At 64.1% G+C, this 13,102-nt stretch carries 11 protein-coding genes; 5 read left to right on the top strand and 6 right to left on the bottom strand.

Annotated elements, in window-relative coordinates:
* The first annotated feature begins 75 nt into the window (after positions 1-75).
* Entirely contained in the window at positions 76-1,467 is a 1,392-nt protein-coding gene (locus JYG36_RS14080) for an aldehyde dehydrogenase family protein (protein ID WP_213601211.1), read from the top strand.
* A 12-nt stretch (positions 1,468-1,479) separates the two neighbouring features.
* Here the strand turns inward: JYG36_RS14080 and pdxR are convergent, their stop codons facing one another.
* Positions 1,480-2,871, bottom strand: a complete 1,392-nt coding sequence (gene pdxR / locus JYG36_RS14075; protein ID WP_213601209.1) for a MocR-like pyridoxine biosynthesis transcription factor PdxR — start codon at positions 2,869-2,871, stop codon at positions 1,480-1,482.
* 87 nt (positions 2,872-2,958) lie between these two features.
* On the opposite strand from pdxR, the gene JYG36_RS14070 reads away from it, so the two are divergent.
* On the top strand, positions 2,959-3,420 hold the full coding sequence (locus JYG36_RS14070; RefSeq protein ID WP_045202028.1) for a GNAT family N-acetyltransferase: 462 nt from the start codon (positions 2,959-2,961) through the stop codon (positions 3,418-3,420).
* Entirely contained in the window at positions 3,413-4,036 is a 624-nt protein-coding gene (locus tag JYG36_RS14065) for an FMN-dependent NADH-azoreductase (protein ID WP_213601207.1), read from the top strand. Before JYG36_RS14070 ends, JYG36_RS14065 begins: the two co-directional genes overlap by 8 nt.
* 34 nt (positions 4,037-4,070) lie before the next feature.
* Here JYG36_RS14065 and JYG36_RS14060 read toward each other — a convergent pair whose 3' ends face one another.
* Positions 4,071-5,633 (bottom strand): arylsulfatase, encoded by a 1,563-nt coding sequence (locus JYG36_RS14060; RefSeq protein ID WP_093382765.1) that lies wholly within the window; start codon positions 5,631-5,633, stop codon positions 4,071-4,073.
* 289 nt (positions 5,634-5,922) lie between these two features.
* Between JYG36_RS14060 and JYG36_RS14055 the strand changes: the two genes are divergently transcribed.
* A complete protein-coding gene (locus tag JYG36_RS14055; RefSeq protein WP_213601205.1) occupies positions 5,923-6,801 on the top strand; it encodes an alpha/beta hydrolase in 879 nt (292 codons plus the stop codon).
* 181 nt (positions 6,802-6,982) lie between these two features.
* Here the strand turns inward: JYG36_RS14055 and JYG36_RS14050 are convergent, their stop codons facing one another.
* The 3 genes from JYG36_RS14050 to JYG36_RS14040 all read right to left on the bottom strand — a co-directional run bounded on the left by JYG36_RS14050 (position 6,983) and on the right by JYG36_RS14040 (position 10,558).
* On the bottom strand, positions 6,983-7,300 hold the full coding sequence (locus tag JYG36_RS14050; protein ID WP_045201991.1) for a DUF2388 domain-containing protein: 318 nt from the start codon (positions 7,298-7,300) through the stop codon (positions 6,983-6,985).
* A gap of 68 nt (positions 7,301-7,368) precedes the next feature.
* Positions 7,369-8,112, bottom strand: coding sequence for a hypothetical protein (locus tag JYG36_RS14045; protein ID WP_045201988.1), 744 nt, complete (start codon positions 8,110-8,112; stop codon positions 7,369-7,371).
* A 121-nt stretch (positions 8,113-8,233) separates the two neighbouring features.
* Positions 8,234-10,558, bottom strand: coding sequence for an FdhF/YdeP family oxidoreductase (locus tag JYG36_RS14040; RefSeq protein WP_213601203.1), 2,325 nt, complete (start codon positions 10,556-10,558; stop codon positions 8,234-8,236).
* A gap of 341 nt (positions 10,559-10,899) precedes the next feature.
* Between JYG36_RS14040 and moaA the strand changes: the two genes are divergently transcribed.
* Entirely contained in the window at positions 10,900-11,904 is a 1,005-nt protein-coding gene (moaA, locus tag JYG36_RS14035; protein ID WP_093382746.1) for a GTP 3',8-cyclase MoaA, read from the top strand.
* Positions 11,905-11,923: 19 nt separating this feature from the next.
* On the opposite strand, the gene JYG36_RS14030 is transcribed toward moaA, so the two are convergent.
* Positions 11,924-13,072: a glycerate kinase gene (locus JYG36_RS14030; RefSeq protein ID WP_195884115.1), complete on the bottom strand. Its 1,149-nt coding sequence runs from the start codon at positions 13,070-13,072 to the stop codon at positions 11,924-11,926.
* Positions 13,073-13,102 lie beyond the last annotated feature (30 nt).

The raw sequence follows: 13,102 nt of genomic DNA, 5'->3' as shown, positions 1-13,102 counted from the left end.
TCAGTATTATTCAGTTTAAGGCAAAGACACAACGCAGTAGTCTGAAACCGTTCCCCTCCCCTCAGGACCGCCGTGATGACCGCGATCAACTTCCACACCCACGCCTTGTCGATCAACCCCGCCAATGGCGAGCAGATCGGCCACTATGCCTACGAAAGCGACGCTGTCCTCGACGCCGCCCTGAGTCGCGCCGCCCAGGGCTTTGCTGCCTGGCGCCGCACGCCGGTAGCGGCACGCACCGCATTGCTGCTGGCCCTGGCCGGCGCCCTGCGCAACAACGCCGAGGCCATGGCGCGGATGATCACCGACGAAATGGGCAAGCCGGTGGCCCAGGCCAGGGGTGAAATCGAGAAATGCGCGCAGCTCTGCGAGTGGTACGCGGCCAACGGCCCGGCCATGCTCGAGGCTGAAGCGGCCCCGGTGCCCGTCGGCAAGGCGCGCATCGAATACCGTCCACTCGGCCCGCTGCTGGCAGTGATGCCGTGGAACTTCCCGATCTGGCAGGTGCTGCGCGGCGCGGTGCCGGCGTTGCTGGCCGGCAATACCTATGTACTCAAGCACGCGCCGAACGTGATGGGCAGCGCCTACCTGCTGCTCGAAGCGTTCCAGCGCGCAGGTTTCCCCGAGGGCGTGTTCGAGGTGATCAACGTCACCCCAGAGGGCGTGTCCAAGGCCATCGCCGACCCGCGCATTGCCGCCGTGACCCTGACTGGCAGCGTACGCGCCGGTACCGCCATCGGCGCCCAGGCCGGCGCCGCGCTGAAAAAGTGCGTGCTGGAGCTGGGCGGCTCGGACCCGTTCATTGTCCTCAACGATGCCGACCTTGATGAAGCGGTCAAAGCCGCCGTCATCGGCCGTTACCAGAACACCGGCCAGGTCTGCGCCGCAGCCAAGCGCCTGATCGTCGAGCAAGGCGTGGTCGAGGCCTTCACCCGCAAATTCGTCGAGGCCACCCAGGCGCTGGTCATGGGCGATCCGCATGCCAGCGAGACCTACATCGGCCCGATGGCCCGCTTCGACCTGCGCGATGAGCTCGACCAGCAAGTCCAGGCAACCCTGGCCGAGGGCGCGACCCTGCTGCTTGGCGGTGGCAAGGTGCAAGGCAACGGCAACTACTACCAGCCCACCGTGCTGGCCGACGTCACCGACCAGATGACTTCGTTCAAGCAGGAGTTGTTCGGCCCGGTGGCCTCGATCATCACCGCCCGCGATGCCCGCCATGCCCTGCAACTGGCCAACGACAGCGAATTCGGCCTGGCCTCGACTATCTACACTGCCAATGCTGCGTTGGCCGAGCAACTGGCCGATGAGCTGGACACCGGCGGCGTGTTCATCAACGGCTACTGCGCCAGCGACCCGCGGGTGACCTTCGGCGGCGTCAAGAAGAGCGGCTTTGGCCGTGAGTTGTCACACTTCGGCGTACGCGAGTTCTGCAATGCGCAGACTGTGTGGGTGGACCGCAACTGACAGCCGCCACGGCTAAAGGCCCATCGCCAGGCGTAACTGCCTGGCCAGCGCAACGGCTTGTTCGCGGCTGGTGACATTGGTAAAGCCGATCAACAACCCGCGCCGTTGCCCGGGTTGTCGGTACCAGCCTGAAAGCGGCTCGATCGCCAGGCCAAGCACCCGCGCGCGGCGGGCAATCGCACAATCGTCGAGGCCGCCGCGCACATCTGCCACCAGGTGCATGCCGCCTGCCTGATTGTCCAGTTGCAGATACTCACCGAGTTCGGCCTGCAAGGCCTCGACCAGTTGCTGGCGCCGCTGGGCATAGAGGCTGCGCATTTTGCGCAAGTGCCGGGCAAAATGGCCTTCTTCGATAAATGCGCTCACCGTCGCCTGCAACAACTGCGGGCAGTGGTTGTGCATGTCCCGGGCCACGCTGGCGAAGCGCTCTACCTGGGCCTGGGGAACCACCAGATAGGCCAGGCGTATGCCCGGCGCCAGTACTTTGCTGAAGGTCGCGCAGTACAGTACCCGCCCCTCGCTGTCGAGGCTCTTGAGTGCCGGCACCGGCCGACCGCGGTAACGGTACTCGCTGTCGTAGTCGTCCTCGATGATCCAGCTGCCCTGGCTACTGGCCCAGTCCAGCAGGCGCTGGCGCCGCGGCAGCGACAGCGTGACGCCAAGAGGGCTCTGGTGATGGGGCGTGACCAGGGCAAAGCGCGCATCAGCAGCCCGAGCGATAGCGGCGTCGACATCAAGGCCGTCGCCATCCACCGGCACCGGCACCAACTGCACCCGGGCGTGCTCAAGAAAACGCCTGGCCTGGAAGTAACCCGGGTCTTCGAACCAGCAGCGGTCACCGTCCTCCAGCAGGCTGGAGCAGATCAGGTCGAGACAGGCACGGTAGCCTGCGCAGATGAAAACCTGTTGCGCAGTACAGCTGATGCCCCGCGACACCGCCAGGTAACCCGCCAATGCATGGCGCAGGGCAAGCTGCCCTTGAGGGTCCGGGTACGCCAGGCCCTCCACCCCGCTTTGGCGCAAGGTACGCCCCACCAGGCGCGTCCACAGCTTGCGCGGAAAGGCGTCCAGCGCCGGCAAGCCGATCTGCAAGGGCATTGGCAAATACGTCTGCGGCTCCGGGGCCAGCGCTGGCCCCGGCACATCGACATCTACTGCCCTGGTACTGAGCGACGGGGCGACCACCGTGCCTGCCGGGCCCCTGGATTGCACATAGCCTTCACCGCCGAGCATCTGGTAAGCCGCCTCGACCGTGCCGCGCGCCAGGTTGAGTTCCGCCGCCAGGGCCCGCACCGAAGGCAGGCGCTCACCCGGCTGCAAGCGCCCGGTACTGATGGCGTCGCGAAAACGCAGGTAGATCTGTCGATAGAGGGGCGTCATCGTCGGTGGGCTGGAGGCTGGCATGTCCTAGTCATTTGTGCATTTTTTGGACCTATAAGGTAGTCCGTTGCCGCCGTAAAGTAACGGCTCAAATTGATCTGGGAGAAACCCGTGGGCGAACAGGCAACCATCCGCTACCTGCAAGAAGGCACCGAGCAACGCGACGCCTTCGAGCTAATGCGCGAACTTCGGCCGCACCTGGTGGATGCCGACGCGTTCGCGCAGCAAGTCAGGCGCCAGGCGCTGCAGGGCTACCGCTTGCTCGGGGCTTTCTACGGCAAGCAACTGCTGGGGCTGGCAGGGGTAAGGAGCAGCGAAAACCTGCTCTATGGACGCTTTACCTACGTCGACGACCTGGTGGTGTCCCCGGCCATGCGCGGCCTGCGGGTCGGCGCCGCATTGCTCGATGCCGCACGCGCCGATGGCCTGCGCAACGGCCATGCCTACCTGGTGCTCGATACCGGGCTGCATATGCCATTGGCCCAGCGCTTCTATTACCGCGAAGGACTTTTGGCCAAAGGCATGCATTTTGTTCAGGCACTGCCCGCCGCCGAGGCACAGCGCCATGGATAACCTGCTCCTGGTCAATGCCAGCATGCGCGGCAGCACCTCGATCGGCTTGCGCCTGGCCGACGAAATGGTCGCTTGCATCCGCCACCAGTACCCACACCTCAAGGTGACCCTGCGGGACCTGGCGGCCACGCCACTGGCGCCGTTGAGTGCCGGCTACGCGACAGCGCTGACCGGCTTTGTACCGCCGCACGACCCGGTATTTGCAAGCTCCGAGGCACTGATCAGCGAGCTCGAAGGCTGTGACCTGTTGCTGATTGCCACGCCCATGCACAACTTCACCGTGCCGGCAGCGCTCAAGCTCTGGATCGACCATGTGCTGCGCATCCACCGCACCTTCATTGCCGGCCCTGAAGGCAAGGTCGGCCTGCTCAAAGACCGGCCGGTGTACCTGATCGTCAGTTCAGGCGGCTACCACCGCGGGGCACGGGCCCGCCAGCCGGACTTTCTCAGCGCTTACCTGCGCCACGTGCTCGGCACGTTGGGCCTGCAGAATGTGCACTTCGTCTACCTCGAAGGCATGGCCGTCAGTGATCAGGCGCGGCTTGCCAGCGTCACTCAAGCCAGGCTCGAACTCGCCCGGCAGCGCTGGTTTGGCGAATTGACCCTGGCCGACTGAGTGCGACAGTACGTCCCGCTCACAAGGTGCGGCGTTACTTCATCTTCGCTTCGATTTCCTTGTCGACCTCTTCGCGAATCTGATCGATGCTGAAGCTCGCCGGGCGCTGGCTGGGCGGGTACTCGACGAAGGTCTTGAGGAATGCCGCAGCCTTGCGCGTGCCCTGGAACACCAGGTAGTCGTTCTTGGTCAGCCAGTCGTAATACTGGTCAGAGACCACGTCGGCGCGCTCATAGGGGTCCATGCGCAGGTTGAACAGCTTCGGCACCCGCAGGCAGGTGAAGGGCTCGCTCCACACCGTCAGCCCGCCCGGGGCGCGCTGCTCGCAAAACACCAGCTTCCAGTCGCCGAAGCGCATCGACACCAGTTCACCGTCGTCGTTGAAGTAGTAGAACTCGTCGCGCGCGCTTTTCGCCGCCTTGCCGGTCAGGTAGTCGAGCTGGTTGAAGCCATCCAGGTGCACCTTGAAGTTCTTGCCACCGACATCGGCGCCCTTGAGCAGGCGGTCCTTGATACCGCTGTCGCCGGCTGCCGCGAGCAAGGTCGGGAACCAGTCCAGGCCCGAGAACATCTGCCGCGAGACCTTGCCGGCCTCGACCTTGCCCGGCCAGCGGATCATCGCCGGTACCCGGTAGGCGCCTTCCCAGTTGGAGTTTTTCTCGTTGCGGAACGGCGTGGTCGCCGCATCCGGCCAGGACCACTGGTTGGGGCCGTTGTCGGTGGTGTAGATGACGATGGTGTTATCGGTGATCTTCAGGTCATCCAGCGATTTGAGCAGCTTGCCGACATCGCCGTCGTGCTCGAGCATGCCGTCTGCGTAGTCATTGCCGGGCATGCCGCTCTGGCCCTTCATGGCGTCACGCACGTGGGTGAAGGCGTGCATGCGGGTGGTGTTCATCCAGACGAAAAATGGCTTGTCGGCCTTGGCCTGTTTCTCGATGAAGCTGATGGCCGCCTGGGTGGTTTCATCGTCGATGGTTTCCATACGCTTGCTGGTCAGCGCCCCAGTGTCCTCGATCTTGCCGTCGGCGCTGGCCTTGATCACCCCGCGAGGCGAAGCAGCCTTGAGGAACTCCTGGTCATCCTTGGGCCAGTACGGGCGCTCGGGCTCTTCTTCGGCGTTGAGATGATAAAGGTTGCCGAAGAACTCGTCGAAACCGTGGTTGGTCGGCAGGTATTCGTCGCGGTCGCCCAGGTGGTTCTTGCCGAACTGGCCGGTGGCGTAGCCCTGGGCCTTGAGCGCCTGAGCTATGGTTACATCGCGGGCCTGCAGGCCCACCGCCACCCCCGGCATGCCGACTTTGGACAAACCGGTGCGCAGCGGCGACTGGCCGGTAATGAATGATGAGCGGCCGGCGGTGCAGCTGTTTTCGGCATAGTAGTCGGTGAAGATCATGCCCTCCTTGGCGATGCGGTCGATGTTCGGCGTCTCATAGCCGACCACACCCATGGCGTAGGCGCTGATGTTGGTCTGGCCGATATCGTCGCCGAAGATTACCAGGATGTTCGGTTTGTCTGCGGCAGCGGCAGCCGCCGCGCCGAAGGTCGCCGACGCGGCAAGCGCCAGCGTCGATAGCCACTTGTTGTTGCGCTTCATAAGGCCTTGCTCCGTCTCACGTTACCGGCGTTTGCCACGCCACGTGCACGAGATGCCGACTGCCTTGCTGGAACCCGGTGCGCCTCTGGTACGGGTGTGCAATGTGATCGATCGATCAACTCGGTCCGGCGCTGCGTCCAAGCCCTGCGGGCGCGCCATGAACGGGCTGCAGAGAGTCTAGTAATGCTTTGCATTTCGCGAGGTGCAGTTCGTCGCCTGGCAAGTTCCCCTACAGCTTGGGCGGCGCTTCTGTTAAAACGCGTCTTTGTATTCAGACGAACGATTTACCATGGCCTTTTTCTCGCTCAAACACCCTCGCCGCTGGCTCTACGGGCTGGCCCTGACCAGCGTAGTGGTCGGCCTGCCGGTGGGTTGCGCGGTGCTCGAGCACAAGGAGCGCGAGTTGCTGTTTCGCATCGAGCCGGGCAATGCCAGCTGGTACCGGGGCATGCCCGCAGGCGTCCAGGAGCTTGAGTTACGGCCCGACACCTTCAAGGCCGGGCAGAACATCCACGCCTGGTGGTGGCCAGCAAAAAGGCCGGATGCACCGGCCATCCTCTACCTGCACGGGGTGCGCTGGAACCTCACCGGCCAGCTGTTTCGCATCCAGCAACTGCATAACCTTGGCTATTCGGTGCTGGCGATCGACTACCGCGGTTTTGGCCAGAGCCGTGGCGGCCTGCCCTCCGAGGCGAGCGTCTACGAGGACGCGCAGGTGGCCTGGGAACGCTTGCAGGCGTTGCAGCCCGACCCGCGCAAACGGCTGATCTACGGGCACTCGCTGGGCGGTGCGGTGGCGGTCGAGCTGGCCGCGCAGTTGGGCCAGCAAGCGCACAAGGACCAGCGTCCGGTGCCGGCGCGCGGCTTGATCATCGAATCGACCTTCACCTCCCTGGGCGATGCCGCCACGGCAGTGGCCAAGACCTCGCTGCCAGTGCGCTGGCTGCTGTCGCAGAAGTTCGATTCAATCGACAAGATTGCCGCCATCGGCATGCCGCTGCTGGTGGTTCACGGCCTGGACGACCGATTTGTGCCGCCGCGTTTCAGCGAGCAACTGTTTGCTGTGGCGCAGCCGCCCAAACGCCTGCTGCTGGTGCCCGGGGCGACTCATAACAACAGCATGAGTCTTGCCGGGCAGCGTTATCGACAGGCGATCGAGGCGCTTTGAGGTAGACCTGTAGCGGCCTCATCGCGGGTCAAGTCGAGTCGTCGCACCGCCGCTCCCACAGTGGGCCTGTTTACACCGAACCGGTGGGAGCTGGCCTTGCCTGCGATCGAGCGCGCAGCGGTCGTAATCCAGGCGCCGCCTGCTGCATTGACTTCACCGGCCTCATCGCCAGCACTGGTGATTATTGCCCGGCGCCGAATTGATCTTGCAGCAGGATCGCCCGGGCCAGCTCTTCGTCGCTGGCTTTGAGGTCGGGGTTCTGCGCGCGGATGCTCTGCAGCATCGACTCCAGGTACACGCCGCGGATCGCACCGTCACTGGCGATGAACGACGAGGCGTCGTCACGGGCGGGGATGATGCGTTTGTCGTCCTTGAAGGTCGAGTACAGCGAAGCGGATACCCCGGCCGAGGTGGCAACATCACCGGCGTCGACTTTGGCCAGGGCCGAGCCGAAGGGCAGACAGAGCACAAGCGAGGAAACGAGCAGTAAACGGCGCATGGTGATGCCTCCGGATAAAGAGTACCTACATCAACTAGGATTGCCGTAAGTACCTTGAGTTCCCCGGCCTATTGCACCGGCAGAAAGTTCATCAGCAGCAGGCTTTGCGCGTAGTTAAGGCCAATACGCCGATAGCGCTCGTCGAGCATCTGCGCCAGCAGGTCCAGGCGCGCGACGATCTTGCCGAATTCCACGGCAAAGCTCAGGTTGCTGCCCTCCTCCGATATTTCATTGGAAAACAGCAGCAGCACGCCATTGGCGTCCTGGCGCTGGCTGAGCAGCCAGGTGGCCTTTTCGATGTTGCGCGCGGCATTGCTGACGAACTGCGGGTCGATGGTGTCGGTCATGAAAAATTCTGTGCGCCCGCCATGGGCGGTGACCAGCATGCTGCCAATGGCATAGATGAAGGCGCCGACCCGATCGCCGCGAAACTCCGGGCTAAGCGCATAGCTGAGCGCAGCCAGGTCGCGGCGCTCGCCCAGTTGCGCCAACGGCTGGCGTTGCTCGATGGCCTGGCGGATCTGCCGCTCGGCGGTGCTGGCATCGACATAGCCGGACTGGCGCCACTGGTTGGGGTTGCGCTGGTACAGCTTGTTCATCAGCAGGTAAAGGCTGCGCAGGTTGTCGCGCATCGACAGCGTGGCCATGCGGTCGACGCTGGTCTGTAACAGCTCCTGGGGGCGGCCTTGGCTGAACTGGCTGACGATGTCGCGGCCTTGTTGCTGGCTACAGGCGCTGAGGCTGGCAAGCAAGGCGCCCGCCATCACCGGCAGGCGCAGGTGTCGCAGGAAAACGAGAAACGGATCAACCATCGGCACCGGTCAGTAGTCAGCGGCGACGCTGGGAGTCAGCGCCGCCTGGCCATGAATAGAGCCGGTAAATCGGAAAAAGTGCGATGGTGGGCGCGATTGCCTCAGCGACTCGAGTGCAGCGTCAGAGGTGCGCTGATGGAATCAGGTTGTCGGCGCTGGCTTTCTCGAGCTTGATGGCGATGAATTTCGAGGTCGGTGTGAAGGTGCGCTCACCGTAGCTTTCCAGCGGCACCAGCGGGTTGGTCTCCGGGTAGTAGGCTGCGGCCTGTCCTGGCGGAATGTCGTAGGCGACCAGGGTAAAGCCGCTGACCCGGCGCTCGCGGCCGTCTTCCCACAGCGAAACCATATCGACCTTGTCATTGGGCTTGAAACCCAGGCGGCGGATGTCCTGCTCGTTGGCGAAGACCACCTCACGCAGGCCGAATACGCCGCGGTAGCGATCGTCGAGGCCGTACAGGGTGGTGTTGTACTGGTCGTGGGAGCGCAGGGTCTGCAGGATCAGGTCCGGGGTGTCGCCACGGGCCAGAACCTCTTCGTTGACCAGTTGCGCCGGCAGCACGCTGGCAGTGAACTGCGCCTTGCCGCTTTCGGTGTGCCAATCGCGCTGCGCTGCGGTGTTGCCCAGGTGGAAGCCACCGGGGTGCTGCAGGCGCGCATTGAAGTCCTCGAAACCCGGGATAACGTCGGCAATCAGGTCGCGAATGCGGCTGTAGTCGGCAACCGTCCACTGCCAGTCGATCGGCCGGTCACCGAGGGTGGCCTTGGCGATGCCGGCGACGATCGCAGGCTCCGAGCGTAGCAGCGGCGAGCAGGGTTTGAGCTGGCCGTGGGAGATATGCACCATGCTGAAGGTGTCTTCGACGGTGATGCCTTGCGGCCCTTCGGCCTGCAGGTCGATTTCGGTACGGCCCAGGCACGGCAGGATCAGGGCGTCACGGCCGGTGACCAGGTGCGAGCGGTTGAGCTTGGTGGCGATGTGCGCGGTCAGCGCGCAGTTGCGCAAGGCGTCGTGGGTGCGCGGGGTATCGGGGGTGGCCTGGGCGAAGTTGCCGCCCAGGGCGATGAACACCTTGGCGCGCTGCTCTTCCATGGCCTGGATCGCCAGCACCGCGTTGTGCCCGTGCAGGCGCGGGGCCTTGAAGGCGAAGCGCGCTTCCAGGGCATCGAGCAGGCGCGCCGGTGGCTGCTCGTCGATGCCCATGGTGCGGTCGCCTTGCACGTTACTGTGGCCGCGTACCGGCGACAGCCCGGCGCCCGGCTTGCCGACGTTGCCGCGCAGCAGCTGCAGGTTGATGATTTCCTGCACGGTCGGCACTGAGTGACGGTGCTGGGTCACGCCCATGGCCCAGCACATGATCACCCGCTCGGCGCGCCGGTACATGCGGGCAGCCAGCTCAAGCTCGGCCAGGCTCAGGCCCGACTGCTCGACAATATGCGCCCAACGAGTGGCATCGACTTCGGCCAGGTAAGCGTCGAGCCCCGAGGTGTGCTCGGCGATAAAGACGTGGTCGAACACTGCCGGCTCGCCCTTGGCCTGGGCCTCGCGTTCCCATTGCAGCAAAAACTTGGCGATGCCGCGCATCACCGCCATGTCGCCGCCCAGGGCCGGACGAAAGTACGCGGTGTTGGTCGGCTCGGAGCCGTTGCTGAGCATCTCGAACGGGTGCTGCGGGTGCTGGAAACGCTCCAGGCCACGCTCCTTGAGCGGGTTCAGGCAGATCACCTGGGCCCCGCGCTTGACTGCCTCGCGCAGCGGTTCGAGCATGCGCGGGTGGTTGGTGCCGGGGTTCTGGCCGATAACGAAGATTGCGTCGGCGTGCTCCAGGTCGTCGAACACCACCGTGCCCTTGCCGACCCCGAGGGTTTGCGACATGCCGACACCGCTGGCCTCATGGCACATGTTCGAGCAATCAGGGAAGTTGTTGGTACCGTAGGCGCGCACGAACAGCTGGTAAAGGAACGCCGCCTCGTTGCTGGCCCGGCCGGAGGTGTAGAACTCGGCCTGGTCAGGAGACTCGAGGCTGTTGAGGTGCTGGGCGATCAGCGCAAAGGCGTCCTCCCAGCTGGTTTCGACGTAGTGGTCGGTGGCGGCGTCATAGCGCATCGGATGGGTCAGGCGGCCCTGATATTCAAGCCAGTAGTCGCTCTGGCGGGCCAGCTCGGTGACGCTGTAGCGGGCGAAGAAATCCGCATCGACCAGGCGCCCGGTGGACTCCCAGTTGACCGCCTTGGCGCCGTTCTCGCAGAACTTGACCATGCCGCTTTCCGGCGACTCGCCCCAGGCGCAACCGGGGCAGTCGAAACCGCCGTTCTGGTTGGTCTTGAGCATAACGCGCAGGTTCTTGAAGGCGTTTTCACTGCCCAGCCAGCTCTTGGTCACGCTTTTCAGCGCGCCCCAACCGGCGGCGGGGGCGTCATAGTTTTTTATATGTTCATCTTGGCTCATCGCGGCTTCCTCGCTTGGCTCGCAGGGCATCTTTAACGTTTCACCGACTAACAACTTGTTATTGACAGGTTGATTAATGGCGAACTTCGTTTCCTACCCTTTCAGGCTATTGAGCGTGGACTCAGGCGTCTAATCAAAACAAATGACGAACCGATCAAAACCCTCTATCACGCCGCTGAAACCCACGTAATACGGGGGCTGCAAGCTACCGATAGATGAGCCTTATCAGTTGGTCATTATTAGTGATTTGACCGACCTGGATAATTTAAATAGCCTCGACCATCATCAAAGAACTAGTGCGCAAACGCATCCCGGACGCGCGATAAGAGGCCCTGCCCAGCATGAGTGCAAACGGCAAACAACTGGTCGACGGCTACAGTCGTAAAATCGATTACCTGCGCATGTCGGTCACCGATCGCTGCGACTTTCGCTGCGTCTATTGCATGGCCGAAGACATGCAGTTCCTGCCGCGCCAGCGCATCCTCACCCTCGAGGAGCTGTACCAGCTGGCCGAGCGTTTCGTCGCCATGGGCACCCGCAAGATCCGCCTGACCGGTGGCGAGCCGCTGGTGCGCGCCGGCATCGTCGAGCTGTGCGCACGCATCGCCGCCCTGCCCGGCCTGCGCGAACTGTGCATGACCAGCAACGGCTCGCAACTCACCCGCCTGGCCCAGCCGCTGTTCGATGCCGGCCTTTCGCGCCTGAACATCAGCCTCGACAGCCTCGATGCCGAGCGTTTCAAGGCTTTGACCCGCACCGGCGATCTGGCCCAGGTGGTTGCCGGCATCGACGCCGCCCATGCCGCCGGCTTTCGCCGCACCAAGCTCAACTGCGTGGTGCTCAAGGGCCGCAACGATGATGAAGTGGTCGATCTGGTGCGCTTTGCCATCGATCGCCAGCTGGATATTTCCTTTATTGAAGAAATGCCCCTGGGGGTGATCAGCGAGCACCAGCGCAGCGAGTCCTATTGTTCAAGTGACGAAGTGCGCGCGCGTATCGCCGAGCACTTCAGCCTGATCGAGTCGGCCGAATCAACCCAGGGCCCCTCGCGTTACTGGCGTCTGGCTGAGGCGCCGGATATCCGCATCGGCTTCATCTCGCCGCACAGCCACAACTTTTGCGCCAGCTGCAACCGCGTGCGGCTGACCGTCGAAGGCCGTCTGCTGCTGTGCCTGGGCAATGAGCACGCCGCCGACCTCAAGCAGGTGCTGCGTGCCCACCCGGGTGACAGCGAACGCCTGGACAAGGCCATCCGCCAGGCCATGACCCTCAAACCCTACAGCCATACTTTCGATATCAATGGCGAGGTGCAGATTTTGCGTTTCATGAACATGACGGGGGGCTAGCGGCGATGACGCCGGCCCGTCAGCCGGCGGGCAACGCCCGGGCGCGGCACCACAGGCGGGCGATGTCGCCAGCGCGGGCCTGGAGCAAGGCTGGCGCATTGGCACAGGCCGCCTCGAGGGTCATCGGCCCGCTGGTCAGGGCAAACGCGGCGTCGATGCCATGGGCATACAGCTGTTGGTAACCCTCGCCCAAGGTGCCAGCAATCACCACCACCGGCACCCCATGGCGCTGTGCTACCCGGGCCACGCCGAACGGCGTCTTGCCGCGCAGGGTCTGCGCATCAAAACGGCCCTCGCCGGTAATCACCAGGTCTGCCCCCTGCACCGCCGCTTCAAGCCCGGCAAGCTCGGCCACCACTTCGATCCCCGGGCGAAAGGCCGCCTGCATGAAGGCCTTGGCGGCAAAGCCCATGCCGCCAGCGGCGCCGCTGCCAGGGAAGTCACGCACATCAGTGCCCAGCAGTTGCCCGCAGTGGTCGGCAAAGTGTCCCAAGGCCTGGTCCAGGGCCCGGACCTGCTCGGGGCTTGCGCCCTTTTGCGGGCCAAAGATCGCTGAAGCGCCATTGCTGCCGCACAGCGGGTTGTCGACATCCGCGGCAACTTCCAGCTGCACCTCGCGCAAACGCCGGTCCAACGCGCTGGCATCGATGCGGGCAAGCTGGGCCAGGGCCAGGCCGCCTTCAGCGAGCGGCTGATTGTCGGCGTCGAACAATTGCAGGCCCAGCGCCCGCAACATGCCGCTGCCGGCATCATTGGTGGCACTGCCGCCGATGGCCAGGATAATCCGCCGGGCGCCAGCATCCAGCGCCGCAGCAATCAGTTGGCCGGTGCCAAAGGTGCTGCTGCGACAGGCATCGCGCTGCGCCAGGGTGAGCAGTTGCAGGCCACTGGCGGTGGCCATTTCGATGATCGCCGTGTGGCTGTCGGCCAGCCAGCCCCAACCGGCGTCGACCGGCTCACCCAGCGGTCCGCGCACGCGCAGGCTGCGCAGCTCGCCGGCACAGGCAGCGACGATGGCCGCCATGGTACCTTCGCCGCCGTCGGCCATCGGGCACTTGACCCGTTGCGCCTGCGGCAACACCAGGGCAATACCGGCAGCAATGGCGTCGGCGACGCCTTCGGCGCTGAGGCTGTCCTTGAACGAGTCGGGGGCGATGACGATTTTCATGGGGATTCTCCTGATCCAGATGCCTGCATG

This window comes from Pseudomonas sp. SORT22, from assembly GCF_018417635.1.
Classification (GTDB): Bacteria; Pseudomonadota; Gammaproteobacteria; order Pseudomonadales; family Pseudomonadaceae; genus Aquipseudomonas.
The sequence above is the reverse complement of the archived record's forward strand: the minus strand, read 5'-3'. Positions and strand labels throughout refer to the sequence as shown.